At 64.9% G+C, this 15,910-nt stretch carries 13 protein-coding genes; 7 read left to right on the forward strand and 6 right to left on the reverse strand.

Features of this window, described 5'->3' with window-relative positions; genetic code table 11:
- Positions 1-4: 4 nt before the first annotated feature.
- Positions 5-208 carry a hypothetical protein gene (locus tag P3T42_RS10325; protein WP_074294749.1) on the reverse strand — a complete coding sequence of 68 codons (204 nt, stop codon included), beginning with the start codon at positions 206-208 and terminating at the stop codon, positions 5-7.
- A 199-nt stretch (positions 209-407) separates the two neighbouring features.
- Between P3T42_RS10325 and P3T42_RS10330 the strand changes: the two genes are divergently transcribed.
- Positions 408-2,219, forward strand: a complete 1,812-nt coding sequence (locus tag P3T42_RS10330; RefSeq protein ID WP_429305941.1) for an ABC transporter transmembrane domain-containing protein — start codon at positions 408-410, stop codon at positions 2,217-2,219.
- Between the two features lie 80 nt (positions 2,220-2,299).
- Here the strand turns inward: P3T42_RS10330 and P3T42_RS10335 are convergent, their stop codons facing one another.
- The 3 genes from P3T42_RS10335 to P3T42_RS10345 form a co-directional block, all read right to left on the reverse strand.
- Positions 2,300-3,532 (reverse strand): NAD(P)/FAD-dependent oxidoreductase, encoded by a 1,233-nt coding sequence (locus P3T42_RS10335; protein ID WP_429305973.1) that lies wholly within the window; start codon positions 3,530-3,532, stop codon positions 2,300-2,302.
- A gap of 108 nt (positions 3,533-3,640) precedes the next feature.
- Positions 3,641-5,209 (reverse strand): intermembrane transport protein PqiB, encoded by a 1,569-nt coding sequence (locus tag P3T42_RS10340; RefSeq protein ID WP_429305942.1) that lies wholly within the window; start codon positions 5,207-5,209, stop codon positions 3,641-3,643.
- A gap of 20 nt (positions 5,210-5,229) precedes the next feature.
- Positions 5,230-5,892 carry a DUF3313 domain-containing protein gene (locus P3T42_RS10345; RefSeq protein ID WP_429305943.1) on the reverse strand — a complete coding sequence of 221 codons (663 nt, stop codon included), beginning with the start codon at positions 5,890-5,892 and terminating at the stop codon, positions 5,230-5,232.
- A gap of 322 nt (positions 5,893-6,214) precedes the next feature.
- Here P3T42_RS10345 and P3T42_RS10350 point away from each other — a divergent pair, with 322 nt between their 5' ends.
- Positions 6,215-6,784, forward strand: a complete 570-nt coding sequence (locus tag P3T42_RS10350) for a TetR/AcrR family transcriptional regulator (RefSeq protein ID WP_429305944.1) — start codon at positions 6,215-6,217, stop codon at positions 6,782-6,784.
- Positions 6,785-6,867: 83 nt separating this feature from the next.
- On the opposite strand, the gene P3T42_RS10355 is transcribed toward P3T42_RS10350, so the two are convergent.
- Positions 6,868-7,116 (reverse strand): hypothetical protein, encoded by a 249-nt coding sequence (locus P3T42_RS10355; RefSeq protein ID WP_143788270.1) that lies wholly within the window; start codon positions 7,114-7,116, stop codon positions 6,868-6,870.
- Between the two features lie 384 nt (positions 7,117-7,500).
- Here P3T42_RS10355 and P3T42_RS10360 point away from each other — a divergent pair, with 384 nt between their 5' ends.
- Entirely contained in the window at positions 7,501-9,558 is a 2,058-nt protein-coding gene (locus P3T42_RS10360) for a hypothetical protein (RefSeq protein ID WP_429305945.1), read from the forward strand.
- Between the two features lie 3 nt (positions 9,559-9,561).
- Here the strand turns inward: P3T42_RS10360 and zapE are convergent, their stop codons facing one another.
- Entirely contained in the window at positions 9,562-10,626 is a 1,065-nt protein-coding gene (gene zapE / locus P3T42_RS10365; protein ID WP_429305946.1) for a cell division protein ZapE, read from the reverse strand.
- 317 nt (positions 10,627-10,943) lie between these two features.
- Here zapE and deoC point away from each other — a divergent pair, with 317 nt between their 5' ends.
- The 4 genes from deoC to rbsK are packed head-to-tail and all read left to right on the forward strand — an operon-like array spanning position 10,944 to position 15,853.
- A complete protein-coding gene (deoC, locus tag P3T42_RS10370) occupies positions 10,944-11,954 on the forward strand; it encodes a deoxyribose-phosphate aldolase (RefSeq protein ID WP_074294762.1) in 1,011 nt (336 codons plus the stop codon).
- A 13-nt stretch (positions 11,955-11,967) separates the two neighbouring features.
- Entirely contained in the window at positions 11,968-14,364 is a 2,397-nt protein-coding gene (locus tag P3T42_RS10375; RefSeq protein ID WP_429305947.1) for an aldehyde dehydrogenase family protein, read from the forward strand.
- Between the two features lie 50 nt (positions 14,365-14,414).
- Positions 14,415-14,894 (forward strand): RbsD/FucU family protein, encoded by a 480-nt coding sequence (locus P3T42_RS10380; protein ID WP_074294766.1) that lies wholly within the window; start codon positions 14,415-14,417, stop codon positions 14,892-14,894.
- Positions 14,891-15,853 (forward strand): ribokinase, encoded by a 963-nt coding sequence (gene rbsK / locus P3T42_RS10385; protein WP_429305948.1) that lies wholly within the window; start codon positions 14,891-14,893, stop codon positions 15,851-15,853. The genes P3T42_RS10380 and rbsK overlap by 4 nt, the downstream gene beginning before the upstream one ends.
- Positions 15,854-15,910 lie beyond the last annotated feature (57 nt).

The raw sequence follows: 15,910 nt of genomic DNA on the forward strand, positions 1-15,910 counted from the left end.
GCCGCTAGCGACGGCCGCTGCGGCCCCACACATAGCGCACCCAGCGCTGCCACCGGCTTTGCGGCGGCGCGGCAGCGTGATGGGCGGCCTGTTCCTGCCGGTCGCGCTGGACGCTCTTTTGCACCTGTTCGTGAATCTGGCGCAAGGTCATGCCGCCGGGGCCTTTCAGTTTGTCGGGATCGGCGTTGGGATCGGGATCATCGGTCATGGGAAGGGGGATTCCAGATGAGTCGATCTGATCTTGATACAGATGGCGAGTCGCGGCAAGCACGCCCGAGCCGCATCCAGGCAAACAGGAACCCAACGGGAACCCACCAACGGACCGGCCGCCCGCTTTCATCATGTCACGCCGTCGAATCCGCAAGACTGGCACAATCGGATGATCTTCGACCCGCCCGGGAATCCCGATGTCAGACCCCGTCTCACCTGCGCCGCGCATCGCGCCCCTCTTCGCGCTGTTTCCGTTCCTGCGCCCGTATGCCGGACGCTGGGCGCTCGCGTTCCTTGCGCTGGTGACATCGGCGGGGGCCACGCTGGTGCTGCCGGTGGCGTTCAAGTACCTGATCGACCGCGGGTTCGCCAGCGGCGAGCGGGCGCATATCGACCGCTATTTCCTCGCGCTCTTCTGCGTTTCGCTGGTGCTGGCCGGCGCCACGGCGCTGCGCTTCTACCTGGTGTCGTGGCTGGGCGAGCGGGTTACGGCCGATTTGCGGCGCGCGGTCTACGACCACGTGCTGGAGATGAGTCCGCAGTTCTTCGAGACCACGCAAACCGGCGAGGTGCTGTCGCGGCTGACCGCCGACACCACCCTGATCCAGGCGGTGGTGGGCACCAGCCTGTCACTAGGGCTACGCAACTTCTTCCTGCTGATCGGCGGTGTCGCGATGCTGGTGGTGACAAGTCCCGTGCTGTCCGGGTACATCATCGCCACGTTGTTCGTGGTGGTGGCGCCTATCGTCATCTTTGGACGACGCGTGCGGCGCCTCTCGCGTGCCAGCCAGGACAAGGTAGCGAACGCGAGCGCGCTGGCGGGCGAGGTGCTCAACGCCATGCCGACCGTGCAGTCGTTCACGCAGGAGCCGTTCGAGTCGCGGCGCTTTGCGGGTGCGGTGGAAACCGCCTTCGACACGGCGCTTACCCGGATTCGGGCGCGCGCCTGGCTGACCGCGGTGGTGATCGTGCTGATATTCACGGCTATCGTGTTCGTGCTGTGGCTCGGGGCGCAGGCGGTGCTGGCCGGGCGCATGACGGCCGGCCAGTTGTCCCAGTTCATCCTGTACGCGGTGTTTACTGCCGGCGCGGTGGGGGCGGTCGCCGAGGTGTGGGGCGATCTGCAGCGCGCCGCCGGCGCGACCGAGCGTTTGCTGCAACTGCTGGCGGCGCGCTCGCCGGTCGTGCAGGCGGGGACGACGGTCGCGCTGCCGGCGCGTGGCGACGGCATCCAGTTCGACGACGTGAGCTTCTCGTATCCGTCCCGCTCCGGCATTGCCGCGCTTTCCGGTCTGTCGCTCCATGTTCGCGCGGGCGAGCATGTCGCATTGGTGGGCCCATCCGGTGCGGGCAAGACCACGCTGTTCCAGTTGCTGCTGCGCTTTTACGATCCGCAGTCCGGCACCATTCTGATTAACGGCGTCCCGACGCGGGATGTGCCGCTGGTCGAATTGCGGCGGGAAATCGGCGTCGTGCTACAGGAGTCGGTGATCTTTTCGGGCAGCGTGCTCGACAATATCCGCTATGGCGCGCCCGAAGCGACGCTTGCAGACGTGCAGCGGGCCGCCGGCATGGCCGCTGCAGCCGGCTTTATCGAAGCCTTGCCGCAAGGCTACGACACGTTTCTCGGCGAGCGCGGCGTACGCTTGTCCGGTGGACAGCGTCAGCGCATCGCAATCGCGCGCGCGATCCTCAAGAATCCGCCCATCCTGCTGCTCGACGAGGCCACCAGCGCGCTCGACGCAGCCAGCGAACGGCTGGTCCAGACGGCGCTCGACAATGCCGCGCAGAACCGCACCACGCTCGTCATCGCACACCGCCTCGCGACGGTGCAGCAAGCCGACCGCATTGTCGTGCTGGAGCATGGGCGCATCGTCGCGCAGGGCCGTCATGCCGAGCTGCTGCTGAGTTCGCCGCTCTACGCCCAGCTTGCCGCGCTGCAGTTCGGCGAGCCGCTCGCGCAGACCGTGCCGCGCGATGCGGTGCGGGATCACATGGATTCGGCGTGAAGTGCGTGTGGCGCAGCCGCTTCGGGCGGCTACCGTCGCCGTCGTCGTCAGCGCCGCTTGTCGTCACGGGATAGGTGAGACTAGAACCGCTCTACCCTGAACGACCGCGCATCCACTATGGTCTCCTCACCGGTCATCATCTCGGCGATCAGGCGGCCCGTGATGGGGCCGAGCGTCAATCCGTGATGCGCATGGCCGAACGCAAACCACAGTCCGCGGTGACGCGGGGCCGGCCCGATGATGGGCAGCATGTCGGCTGTGCATGGGCGCGCTCCCATCCAGGCCTGTTCGTCGAGACGCTCGCCCAATGGAAACAGCGTGCGCGCAACCGGCTCCACGGCTTCAAGCTGGATGGGCGTCCTGGGCGCATCGCGAAGGGCGATTTCCGCGCCCGTGGTCAAGCGGATGCCGCGTGCCATAGGCGCCAACACGTAGCCCACTTCTACGTCCAGCACCGGATGATGCAGGCGGGCCCCTGCGTGGGCCGCATAGTGCATGTGGTAGCCGCGTTTGACGCCAAGCGGCAGACGGTAACCGAGCCGCGAACTCACGCGATCCGACCACGGACCGAGCGCCACCACCGCCGATGGCGCCGTGATCGTGCCGTCCTGCGTATCGACCTCCCAACCCGCGCGAAGCGAGTCGGCATCGCCGATGAAAAACCGTCCACCGAGCGCTTCGAAATATTTTGCGTAGGCGGTGACGAGCGCGTTCGGGTCGCTCACGGAATCGGATGCCGGATAGCGCAAACCGCCGGACAAGGTTGTGGCGAGATCGGGTTCGGCCTGGTGCAGGGCGGCCGGGTCGAGCGATTCGAAGGCGACGCCATACTCGCGTTGCCACCGTTCGGCGAGCCGGTTTTCCGCGTCGCGTGCCGCTTCGGTGCGAAACACCTTGATCCAGCCGATTGGCCTTAACAACGCGCTCGCATCGGCATCTGCCGCCAGCGCCCGGTGCTCGCTGACGCAATGTTCGATCAACGTCGAGTAGGACTTCGCAATCGCCGCATGTTTTGCCGGATGCGAATTGCGCCAGTATTGCCACAGAAACGGCGCTACCTTGAGCAGCGCATCGGCATGGTAGCGAACGTCAGGCGACTGGTTGCGCGCGTAGCGAAGCAGGGTGCCAAGTCCGCGCGGAAACGCATAGGGATAGACGCCTTCACGCTGGATCAGGCCGGCATTGCCGAACGAGGTTTCGTTGCCGGGCAGCTTGCGGTCCACCAGTGCGACCTGGCGGCCGCGCTTTTGCAGATGCACGGCAACGCTCACGCCGACCATACCCGCGCCGAGTACGACGGTATCGAAGTTCAATCTGCTCATGAGCTCATGGTGACCGGTCAGGCGAGACTTGCCGCGACGTACGGCGGAAGACGGAATCGACGTAAGTTATCACATGGCCCGCAGCGGGCAGATCTCGTCTCAATGCCGTTCGTCTCGTGCCTTGCCGCTCAGTAACGACTCGGGATGCTGCTCGAGATAGTCCGCAAGCTGGTTCAGCGTCTGCAACGTCCGCGTCAATTGCGTGAGCGCCAGGTGCAGATCGGACTGCAGAGGTGAGTCCTGCTGCAAGGTCGCCTGCGCGGCGCTGAAGGTCTGTTGCGCGCTCTGCAGCGTGTCGCGCGCCTGCGGCACGAGTTGCGTATCGAGTTGGTCGAACAGGTGAGCGGCGTTCCCTAGCGTCTTGTTGAGGTTGTTGCCTATCTCCGCGAACGGCACCTGATCGAGCCTGGTTGCGATGTCCCCGATCTGCACCTGCAGTTCTTCTAGCGTGTTCGGTACGGTCGGCAATACGAGCGGCGTCCGGCTCATGTCGACGGAGACGGGGCGCGCACCGGGAAACATGTCGAGCGCCACGTAACGCTGATTCGTCAGCAGATTGCCGGTGCGCAACTGTCCGCGCAAGCCGCGCGCCACGAGCTTGCGCAGCAGCGCCTTGCCTTCTTGCGGGTCGCCGTGGCCGACCGATTCGCGATAGCTGCGGCCCAGCCGGTCTGGAAACAGATTCATCGTCACCGGCATGGTGAAGTCGCCGCGCTTCGGGTCGTAGGCGACATCGATCGCGGTCACATAACCCAGTTCGATGCCATGGAAGTCCACCGCCGCGCCGACCGACAACCCGCGCAGCGACTGCTCGAACTTCATGATCACCTGAGCCGGGGGACCGTCCGGCTTCTGCATCGCGTTGGCCTCGTCGTCGGCGAGACTGAAGCCGGCGCCGTCCGGCGCCGCTTCGCCGACCGACTGATCCGGCGGCGGCTGCTGGAAAGCGATGCCGCCCAGCAGGACCGTCGCGAGCGATTGCGTGTTGAGCTTGAGCCCGGCCGAGTCGATCCGCAGATCGACGCCGCTCGCGTGCCACCAGCGCGATTTGACGTCGACGTAGCGGTCATAGGGCGCATCGACGAACACATCGATGGTCACGCCGTTGCCGTCCCGATCGAGCGAAAACCCGGTCACCTGTCCGACCTGCATGTGGCGGTAATACACCGGCGAACCGATATCGACCGAGCCGAGCGAACTGCCGTGCAGGACATAACGACGCCCGTTGCGCTCGCTGGTGACGGTGGGCGGCGTCTCGAGCCCGGCGAACTGCGAACAGCGTTCGCGCGAACGGCCCAGGTCCACACCGATGTAGGCGCCCGATAGCACGGTTTCGAGCCCGGAGATGCCGCTCGAGCCGATGCGGGGGCGCACCACCCAGAAGCGCGTGTCTTGCACTGCGAACGGCTTGGCCGTGCCGGTCAATTGCGCGTCGACCAGCACGCGCGCGTGATCGTTCGACAGGCGGATCGCCTTGACCGAGCCGATATCGAGGTTCCGGTAGCGGAGTTTTGTCTTGCCGGGTTCCAGACCTTCGGCGCTGACGAAGCTGATCGTCACGTTCGGTCCGCGGGCGTTGAACGACTCGATAAGGAATGCGATACAAATCGCCGCCGCGGCAAACGGGACGAGCCAGATGAAGTACCGCAGTGCTTGCCTGCTGGACACGGCGGTCTCCGGATCCGCGACTAGTTCAGTTGGGCGGCGAGCGCGTCGGCGCCCTTGTCGATACCGGTCTTTGCAGCACTGAGCGAGCCGAAGGTAGCGCCGATATTCATGGCGTTCGGATACTGCTTCGAGACATAGGCATGAAGCAGGCGGTTGGTCGACGCATCGTAGATCTCCACGGCATACGTAGCCGAGCCGGTAAATGCGCCGTTACCGCCGCGGATGGCCTGGACGCCGTTGTAGAGACCGCCTGCGATATCGAATCGCGACACGGTTGAGAGGAACGCCGTGCTGGTCTCGGCGCCGGTGAGCGTCAGTTTCAGGCGCAAGGTGTCCGGCGCGGCCGTGTTCGCCAGTTCGAAATGCTTGCCCAGTTTCTGCGCGAAGGTGGTCTGCATGTAGCTGGCAAGGGTGGTTTTGTCCGCGTCGTGCATTGTGCCGAACTGATTGTCGGGGCCGCGATAGACGATCACAGGGTCGATGATCAGCTTGCGGTACCGCCGCCAGTCCGCGAGGGTCGCGTAGCGGTAGGGGATCCGTGCAGCGTCGCGCTGCGAGTTGGGTTGCAGGTAGCTCGACGAATCGATCCCCGAATAAGCGACCGGCTGCACGCTCGAACAGCCGACCAGCGCTGCGCATGCGATCGCGATCACGAGTAGCCGTGTGTGATTGGATTTGTCCATTTGAAGCTCCGTTGAGTGTGCCTTGCGATGAGGGCGCCCGGGCCTGATCCGGCTTGCCCGTGATGCGAGACCGAAGCGTAGCATCGCCAGTTTAGAATGTAAACCGGATGTACGGTTTGTTTTTGGATGGCTGTGAATGTGCCCAAAAATCGGCGGTCATCTCGTCAGGCGTTGAGACGGGCGGGGCGGTATCGCACCCCTGAAGCTCCGCCACCGCGCTCAAACCGGCGATAATGGCGGGATTTTTCTGGCCTCGTGCGCGCGGCCGGTCTTGCGGGACCGCGGTCTGCGCGTGCAATCGCTACTCTCTTTGCTGGAGCTCATGGACAATCCCACTCGCTCGGAACGATCCCGTAACGCCGCCATTCAGGCGGCGCTCGCCATTCTTGCCCGCGACGGTCCGGGTGAACTGACGTTCGAGGCGCTGTCGCGCGAGAGCGGCATCAGCAAGGGGGGGCTGCTGCATCAGTTCGGCAGTAAGAACGGCATCCTGAAGGCCCTGCTGGCGCATCAGGTCGAACACTTCGAGCAGTTCTCGCAGCAGTATCTGGCCGCATCTGACCCGGCGACGCCGGAGCTCACGTTGCTGTCGCAGATCGCGACGGCGCGCGAAGCCGTGAACCAGCATCACTCGGTCGCGCTGGCGGTCATTGCGGCGATGGTTGAAGACCCGGAGTTGCTTGCCAGCACCCGCAAGCTCGACAACAAGAAGATCGACGCCATCAAGGCGGAGGCCGCCGATCCGGATCTCGCCCTGCTGCGCTGGGCGGCCGCGAGAGGGCTGATTTTCACCGAACTGCTCGGACTGTCGCCGTTGTCGAAGAAGGACCGCGACCGCCTGTTCGATTGCCTGCTCGACGCGAAGCGCTGGGGCGCCGGCAAGGCGAAGTGAATCGAACCGCGTTGCGGCCCGGAGCGTCATCGGGCCGAGAACTTTCCTAAGCGGCCTAGTCCGCTTCCTGCGGCCCTGAGTGCTTACGCTGGGGCCGCCGACGGCGCCGCACGGTCTTCGCTCGCGCCCCGGCCATCGAGGAATCGCCAGATGCAATCGCAACTGGCGCCGATCAGCACGCGCGAAAACGATGAGCCGCAGGCGACGCAGCGGTAATGCTCGACGGCGGGAACACCGCACAGCTCGCCTACGCCAAGCAGCGCCATCTCACACAGTTGGGTGGTCGAAGCAGGGCGACCATGTAGGTCCGAACACGATTTGCAGGTCTGCATTCTGCGCTCCGTGGGGGCTGTCCATTCGAGACTAGCACGCGCTCGGAATGCTGCAAAGATTTTGCTGCGTTTGATTTGAGGGTCGGTCGGATTTGTTGGCGATGGCGTCGTGGGATTGATATGGCACTGACCCGATAAGCATGCATGCGAATGCGCGCGCATAAATAAGCATGGCTGGCGCATCTTAAGCTCGGCGACACATCGAACCTCGCTCGCTTATTGGGCTTCGTTGCTTTGGATCGGCCACACCATCTTCGCGTTTTCGCCGTTTGCTTCGCTAGCGGTGCGACGAACCGGCGCTGCGATTCATATGATGGCTTTGCGCCGCGGGCAGCCGAAGGTAGCCGCGTGCTTTCGCCGAACCCATCGCCGACGAGATATCGCATGCTGAACACCCAGAAGATGGCCCCGTCTACGGCGGGACCCGCTAACAGCAGCCCCGTCGATACCGGGCACAAGCCGCAGGGAAAAAAGCCGGACGGGCAGCCGTCGGCGAATCCGAATTCGGTCGCGCCCGAGATTGCGCGGCTAAGCGGACACCCGGCTTCAGCGGTGCAAAATGACACGAACCCGCCGCGCAAAACGGTGACCTTCGCGGTGGGCACCGCTGGCGCGCAGGGCAGCAAGGATGCAACGCGTGGACAGGGTTCGAGTAATTCAACCGCGTTGCGGGACAAGGCTTTGCCCGCGCTGCCGCCTGGCGCGGCGACGCCAGGCAATATCCCCGCGGGAAGGCCGCCGATTCCAACCAGGCGGTTGCCGTCGCTACCCACCGCGGCGAATGAAAGCGCACAGGGCGTTGCGTTGAACGCTACCGTGCAGACGCCAACTGTCGGCACGAGGCCGGCTGCTCCGACGAGACCGCCGCCGCCCGTGCCGGGCGCGTCAACCGCGACCGCGGATGCATCGCCGCCGCCGTCGCGCGCAGGCTCGATCAAGGCCGACGCCGAGCCTGCCGCAAAAGCAGGCCCCGAAGATCCCGGCTTCCGCATGCCGCCCCGCGCGCAACGCTTCGGCCAGCCGGTCGATCGCGACAAGCCCGGCTTTTCGCTGCTCGAAACCAACAAGCTGCGTCCGGGCGCGTCGGTGGCGGCGGCGGTCGGCATCGGCACGCATACGACAGCCGGCACGGTCGACGCCGCGTTGGTCGGCGGCAGCCTGACGGCAGCCCACGAAACCGTCGGCGCGGTAGTCAACAGTCATGCGTTCTTTGCCGCGACCCAGCGCAAGAAACGCTACGGTGCACAGCTCGACACCATGCTGAAGGACGACGTAGCGAAGTTCCATGGCCGCGATCCCAGTGTGAAAATGCGGCCAGAGGCGTTGATCTTCAAACGCAAGAACGCCATCAAGAAACTCGACGATGTCTACGACGCGAAGGCGGCCGATACGAAGGGCAAGCAGCGCGCCGACGGCAATCAGGACGCTACATCCCCCGCCAAACCCGCCGAGCTCGAATACGACATGGAAGCCGTGAAAAAGCTCGCCGCCTCGGACGATCCCGAGTTGAAGAACGAGAGTGCCCATGCGAAGAACGTGCTGCTCACCGCGTTCCTGAAAGACGACGTCGCCGCAAAGCAGGGCAACCGCGCCGCGTACGAATTCATCCGCAATACCGTGTCCATCAGTGCCGCGACGGCGACGGCCATCGGCACGCACGGCGCGTCGGTGGCCCTGGCCGGATCGCACGCGGCAGCGGTTGCGGGACACACCCGCATTGCGGGCAGCGCGCTTTCAGCGGCCGGTTCGCTCGACGTCGCGAAAGGCATCCGCGGACTCAAGCAGCGCATGCGCAACGACAAGGCGGAAGTGGTCTGCAGCTATGCCTTGCAACGACGCCAGGCTTTTGCCAACGAGTACGCCGGGCCGGGCGCGTCCGACGACAAGAAGAAGATCATCAGCGACCTCGGCGATTCGCACGACAAGGCAATCAAGGACATTCATTCCGCATTCACCGCGCAGGCTCGCGTGCAAGCGGGCAACGAGCGTTTCGGACGGATCTTCAAGGGCTCGAAGATCAATGACACCCGCTCGACCGCTGCGAAGAAGGAAACGCGCGACCTCGTCGGCAAGCACGCGTATGCCGTGGTGGACTATCACATGGGCACGAGCGACCCCGTCAAGTCGGAGAAACTTGCGACCGAGTGGGACAAGATCATGAAGGAGCCGAACGGCACGCGCAAATCGCGCCAGAAAAAGTTCGCCGAACTGTTCGACAAGGATCCCGGCACCAAGACCGCATATCACCTGTTGCGCGATACGGGCATGGGACGGGGAGAATCGATCTATACGATGCAGCGGATGATCGAGATGTCGATCGAAACGAAAATGGCGAGCGACCCGGAGATGTCGAAGGTCGGCGGCTCACCTGACTTCGCCAAGGACGACGCGGCACAGAAGGCGACCACGAGCCGTCTGACGACGGCCTTTGCGCGCCGCTGATCTTTACACCGCTACGCCTTCGAGCGGATTCGGATACGCACGCGACTGCATTTCGGCTAGCCGGCTCAGCGTACGCGACAGATCGTGCGCACCTTCAAGACCGTTGAGCGCGGCAGCGATGGGCTGATCGGAAGCGATGAACAACGCGCGCTTACGGTCGTAGAAAATATCGACCAGCCACACGAAGCGCTGCAGCGTATGCGGTGTCGCGAGCCAGTGCGTCTCCAACTGGTCGACGATCAGCCCTTGCCAGCGCTCGGCGAGATCCAGATAGTCGAGATGCGAACGGCTCGCGATGCACAGTGCTTCGAAATTCGCCCATAGGAGCGACGCGCCGGCGGCCTGCGCGTGGAGCGGCCGTCCCGCTGCAGACAGCGTCTGTGCACATAGCGCATCTTCACCTTCGTACTGCAGAAAGATGCGCTGCAGTTGATCGTGCGTCGCCGCATCGAGCGGTGCGAAAAAGCGTGGACGTTGCGCCGGTTCGGCGCTGAAACGATAGTCGCGCGCGCCGTCGAAATGCACCACGGTGAAATGCTGTTCGAGCCGCTCGATGGTCGGCTCGAAACGCTCGTGATATTCCGGATTCGGCAGCAGGTCTCGCGGCGCATAGTTCGAGGTGAGCACGATGCGCGTGCCGAGCTCCAGCGCGACGTCGAGGAAGCGGCCGATCAGAAACGCATCGGCAATATCGTGCACGTGGAATTCGTCGAAGCACAGCAACGCGATGCCGTCGAGCCATTGCCGCGACACCGAGCCGAGCCGGTCGTCGCCGCGCGGTTCGTTGACGAGCCGCCGGTTCATCTCGCGCAGGAACTCGTGGAAATGGATGCGCCGCTTGGTGCAGGCGGCCAGTTCGAAGACGGTATCGACCACTAGGCTCTTGCCGCGTCCCGGCAAGCCGTAGCAATAGACGCCCTGGGCTGCTTGTACGGCGCCGGAGCGTTGGCGTTGCATCGTCGTGCTGCTGAGCAGGTCCATTAGCGCGGCGATTGCATGGCGCTGGCTGGCGTCCGGCACGATCGCACGGGCCGCAAGGGCGCGCACGACGTGAGCTTCGTCGATCATGGTGCTGCGACTCCACGAGGGATATCCGCAAGGGATAGAGAGGGTTGAGGGGCAGGACGCTCATCGTGCCACAGCTTGATCCGTGCGCGCTTCGCCGCAAGCACCCCCTCGCACGCACGCCGCACCCTCTTGCCTGGTGAAAACACCGATGGGCAAACCAGGATGGACCAAGCGGTCGGCGCGCCGCGCCACTCCCGCAAACCGCACGTAAGGAAATGATCGTAACGCCACTTGTTACGATCCTATCATTCGATGTACGATGGTTGCGAATAAACCATCAGCCGTTGCTGTGCGCTGCACAAAATCACGGACGTCCCATGCCTGAAGCTCCTTCTTCGTCTTCCTCGGTCATCGCGTTGCGGCGCGATCAGGCCATTCATCCGGAACGCAATCCCGGCGTACCGTTCGACGCCGCCTGGCTCGACGGTTTGCGGGTCAACCAGTCGGCCGTCGAGCGGCGCACGGCCACGCTCGGCACGCGGCGCACCGTCAAGAAAGATGCGCAGGCGGCGTGGCTATTGAAGGCCGTCACCTGCATCGACCTGACCACGCTGAGCGGCGACGACACCGAAGGCCGCGTGCGGCGCCTCTGCGCGAAAGCGCGCCAGCCGGTGCGGGCCGACATCCTCAGCGCGCTCGGCATTGCGCCGCAGACCATCACTACTGGCGCGGTGTGCGTGTATCACCGCTTCGTCGCCGCTGCGGTCGATGCGCTGCAAGGCAGCGGCATTCCGGTCGCGGCGGTGTCCACGGGTTTTCCGGCGGGCCTGATCCCGCATCCGCTGAAGCTGAAAGAGATCGAGGCGTCGGTGGCGGACGGCGCGCAAGAGATCGATATCGTCGTCACGCGCGAACACGTGCTGACCGGTAACTGGCAGGCGCTCTACAACGAAGTGCGCGATTTCCGCGCGGCCTGCGGGCCGGCGCATCTGAAGGCGATTCTCGCCACCGGCGATATCCGCACGCTGTCGAACGTGGCGCGTGCGTCGATGGTCTGCATGATGGCGGGTGCCGATTTCATCAAGACTTCCACAGGCAAGGAAGGCGTGAATGCGACGCTCGACGTCTCGCTGGTGATGGTGCGGATGATCCGCGACTACCAGGAGCGCACTGGCGTCCTGATCGGCTTTAAGCCTGCCGGCGGCGTCTCCACTGCGAAATCCGTGCTGACCTATCAGATCCTGATGAAAGAGGAACTGGGACGCGCCTGGCTCGAACCGGAGTTGTTCCGGATCGGCGCATCGAGTCTCCTCGCCGACATCGAACGCCAGCTCGAGCATCACGTGAGCGGCCGTTATTCCTCCTTCAATCGTCACCCCGTTGCTTAAGCAGACCGATCCCATGAGCGTAGCCGAATATTTTTCTTCGATGGAGTACGGTCCCGCACCCGAGGACGATCAGCCCGCGCGGGCCTGGCTCGCGCAGCACGAGGCCGGCTTCGGTCATTTCATTGGCGGCGCGTGGCGCGCACCGGCTTCGGGCGAGCGCTTCGAATCGCGTGAACCGGCCACGGGTGAGTTGCTCGCGCAGCTTGCCCAGGGCGATGCGGCTGATGTCGACGCAGCGGTCGCCGCGGCCCGCGCCGCGCAGCCTGGTTGGCTGGCGCTGGGCGGCGCGGGGCGCGCGCGTCATCTGTATGCATTGGCGCGCATGGTGCAGCGGCATAGCCGGCTGTTCGCCGTCCTCGAAGCGCTCGACAACGGCAAGCCGATTCGCGAGACGCGCGACATCGACGTACCGCTTGTCGCGCGTCACTTCTTGCATCATGCGGGTTGGGCGCAGTTGCAGGACAGCGAGTTCGCCGACTTCGCGCCGCTGGGCGTCGTCGGGCAGATCGTGCCGTGGAATTTCCCCTTGCTGATGCTTGCGTGGAAGATCGCGCCGGCCATCGCAACCGGCAATTGCGTCGTGCTGAAGCCCGCGGAATACACGCCGCTTACCGCCTTGCTGTTTGCCGAACTGGCGCATCGCGCCGGTTTGCCGGCGGGCGTGCTGAACGTCGTGACGGGCGATGGCCGCACCGGCGCCGCCCTTGTTGAGCATCCTGAAGTCGATAAGCTGGCCTTTACGGGCTCGACCGAAGTCGGTCGGCAGATCCGCTCGGTCACTGCAGGCTCGGGCAAGTCGTTGACGCTCGAACTCGGCGGCAAGTCGCCGTTTATCGTGTTCGACGATGCCGACCTGGACGGCGCGGTCGAAGGTGTAGTCGACGCGATCTGGTTCAACCAGGGGCAAGTGTGCTGCGCCGGTTCGCGCCTGCTCGTGCAGGAGGGCATCGAAGCGCGTTTCATCGACAAGCTGAAGCGGCGCATGGAGACCCTGCGTGTCGGCTCCTCGCTCGACAAGAGCATCGATATCGGCGCGATTGTCGATCCGGTGCAGCTCGAACGGATTGAATCGCTGGTGGAAGCCGGCCGCCGCGAAGGCTGCGCGGTGTGGCAGTCGCCGGATGCCACCGTGCCTGCACACGGCTGCTATTACCCACCGACGCTCGTGACCGGTGTCGCGCCCGCTTCGATGCTCGCCCAGGAAGAAATTTTCGGCCCCGTGCTGGTGACGATGAGTTTCCGCACGCCGGACGAAGCGGTGGCGCTCGCCAACAACACGCGTTATGGCCTGGCCGCGAGCGTGTGGAGCGAAACGATCGGCCGCGCGCTCGACATCGCACCGCGTCTCGCATGCGGCGTGGTCTGGATCAATGCAACCAATCTGTTCGATGCCGCGGTCGGCTTTGGCGGCTATCGCGAGTCGGGCTATGGCCGTGAAGGCGGTCGCGAGGGCATTTACGAATATCTGAAGCCGCGTGCGTGGCTTAAGCTCGCCGAGCGTCCTGCGCGGGCTGCGGCAACGGGTTCGCTTGAGGCGCTGTCGAACGCGAGCGGCTTGAACGTGACGGCGATCGATCGCACAGCGAAGCTCTTTATCGGCGGCAAGCAGGTTCGCCCCGACGGCGGTTATTCGCTGCCCGTCCATGGTGCAGACGGTGGACTCGTCGGCGAAGTGGGCGAGGGCAACCGCAAGGACATTCGCAACGCCGTCGAGGCGGCGCGCGGCGCAGGCAAGTGGTCGCAGGCCAGCACGCACAATCGCGCCCAGGTGCTGTACTACCTCGCGGAGAATCTCACGGTACGGGCCGACGAATTCGCGCGGCAACTGGTGGTGCGCACCGGCGTCGACGAGACCGCCGCACATGCGGAAGTCGAAGCTGCCGTGACGCGGCTCTTCACGTACGCCGCGTGGGCCGACAAGTTCGACGGCGCGGTGCATACGCCGCCGTTGCGCGGCGTCGCGCTGGCCATGCACGAACCGCTGGGCGTGATCGGCATTGCCTGCCCGGATGAAGCGCCGCTGCTGGCCTTCGTCTCGCTGGTGGGACCGGCGCTGGCAATGGGTAACCGCGTGGTGGTCCTGCCGAGCGAAGCCTGCCCGCTGACGGCGACGGACCTGTATCAGGTGGTCGAAACCTCGGATGTGCCTGGCGGCGTGTTGAACATCGTCACGGGCGAGCGCGCCGCCTTGCTGCCGGCGCTCGCGAAACACGACGACGTCGACGCGCTCTGGTGCTTCGGCGGCGCGGCGGATTCGGCGCTCGTCGAACGCGCCTCGGTGGGTAATCTGAAGCGCACCTTTGTCGATCATGGGCGCCAGTTCGACTGGTTTGACCGCTCGACAGAAGGACCGGCCTGGCTGCGTCAGGCTGTGCAAGTGAAGAACATCTGGATACCTTACGGAGACTGACCGTCCGATTGTGGACGGGTAGCAGGCCGATCGAACATGGAGGAGACACCGTGCTGAAGAATCTGGACCCGCTGTTGAATGCCGATGTGTTGCACGCGCTGCGCGCGATGGGCCACGGCGACGAAGTGGTGATTTGCGACGCGAATTTCCCCGCCGACTCCGTTGCGCGCGCAACGGTGCTGGGCAAGCTGCTGCGTTTCGACGGCGCGGATGCGGCGCGCGCGGTTCGCGCGGTGCTGTCCGTGCTGCCGCTCGATACCTTTGTCGAGCATCCGGCGCAGCGCATGGAAGTAGTCGGCGAGCCGAACACGATTCCTGCTGTGCAACGCGAGGCGCAGGCCGAAGTGAATGCGGCCGAAGGGCGCGATCTGCCGTTTGCTTCCATCGAGCGTTTCGCGTTTTATGAACGCGCCAAGAAAGCGTATTGCGTGATCGCCACCGGCGAGCGGCGCGGTTACGGCTGCTTCGTGTTCACCAAGGGCGTGTTGCTGGCACCGGACGCGCCGAGTGCCGGGGAGCAGCAAAAATGAGCACGCAGTCCCAACAGAGCGGACGCGTCGTCATTCTCGGCATCTATGTGACCGATCTGACGTTTCGCGCCGAACGCATGCCGCTGATCGGCGAGACCATCGCCGGCTCGGCCTTCGCGATGGGCCCGGGCGGCAAGGGTTCGAATCAGGCGGTCGCCGCAGCGCGGGCCGGTGCGCAAGTGGTCTTCTGCACACGCATCGGTAACGATGCCTTCGGCGCGATCGCGCGCTCGACGTGGACCGCGGAAGGCATCACCGCGCGGGCCACGACGGTGGAGGGTGTTTCGACCGGCGCCGCACACATCTTCGTCGACGACACCAACGGCAAGAACGCCATCATCGTCGCCTCGGGCGCGGCGGGCACGATGAACGCGGCCGATGTCGACGCGATCGAAGTGGATATCGCTGCCGCGCAGGTGTTCGTCACGCAACTGGAGCAACCGCTCGCAGCAGCGCGACGCGGTCTTGAAGTGGCACGGCGGCACGGCGTCATCACGGTGTTCAATCCCGCGCCTGCGTTACCGCTCGACGACGACATTTTCCCGCTGTGCGATTACATCACGCCTAACGAAACGGAGGCCGCCGCCTTGACGGGCGTGCCGATCCAGAACGCCGACGACGCGCGGCGCGCAGCCGACGTGCTGCTTGCCAAAGGCGTGGGCACGGTGATCGTGACGCTTGGCGAAGCGGGGGCGCTGCTTCATTCCGCCAGGCAGTCGGTGCTGGTGCCGGCGTTCCAGTGCGGCCGCGTCGTGGAGACGGCCGGTGCGGGCGATGGTTTCACGGGCGGGTTTGCCGCAGCGCTGGCGCGCGGTGCGGATCCCGTGGAGGCGATGCGCTTCGGTTGTGCGCTGGCCGGTATCTCCGTGACACGTCCGGGCACGGCGCCGTCGATGCCGACGTTAAGCGAAGTGAACCAGCTATTGAGTCAGGCGGGCCAGCCGGTGTCTGCGCACTGAAGGTGCACTGCAGATACACGCAGGGCGCGTTCACTGCTCGTTGAGGTCTCATGGATC

This window comes from Paraburkholderia sp. GAS38, assembly GCF_050434965.1.
GTDB lineage: Bacteria > Pseudomonadota > Gammaproteobacteria > Burkholderiales > Burkholderiaceae > Paraburkholderia > Paraburkholderia phenazinium_A.

Bases quoted from the DNA above. Each gene is read 5' to 3' on its own strand.
- P3T42_RS10330 (WP_429305941.1), top strand. From the start codon at position 408: ATGTCAGACCCCGTCTCACCTGCGCCGCGCATCGCGCCCCTCTTCGCG.
- deoC (WP_074294762.1), top strand. From the start codon at position 10,944: ATGCCTGAAGCTCCTTCTTCGTCTTCCTCGGTCATCGCGTTGCGGCGC.
- P3T42_RS10355 (WP_143788270.1), bottom strand. From the start codon at position 7,116: ATGCAGACCTGCAAATCGTGTTCGGACCTACATGGTCGCCCTGCTTCG.
- rbsK (WP_429305948.1), top strand. From the start codon at position 14,891: ATGAGCACGCAGTCCCAACAGAGCGGACGCGTCGTCATTCTCGGCATC.
- P3T42_RS10345 (WP_429305943.1), bottom strand. From the start codon at position 5,892: ATGGACAAATCCAATCACACACGGCTACTCGTGATCGCGATCGCATGC.
- P3T42_RS10360 (WP_429305945.1), top strand. From the start codon at position 7,501: ATGCTGAACACCCAGAAGATGGCCCCGTCTACGGCGGGACCCGCTAAC.
- zapE (WP_429305946.1), bottom strand. From the start codon at position 10,626: ATGATCGACGAAGCTCACGTCGTGCGCGCCCTTGCGGCCCGTGCGATC.
- P3T42_RS10350 (WP_429305944.1), top strand. From the start codon at position 6,215: ATGGACAATCCCACTCGCTCGGAACGATCCCGTAACGCCGCCATTCAG.
- P3T42_RS10325 (WP_074294749.1), bottom strand. From the start codon at position 208: ATGACCGATGATCCCGATCCCAACGCCGATCCCGACAAACTGAAAGGC.
- P3T42_RS10375 (WP_429305947.1), top strand. From the start codon at position 11,968: ATGAGCGTAGCCGAATATTTTTCTTCGATGGAGTACGGTCCCGCACCC.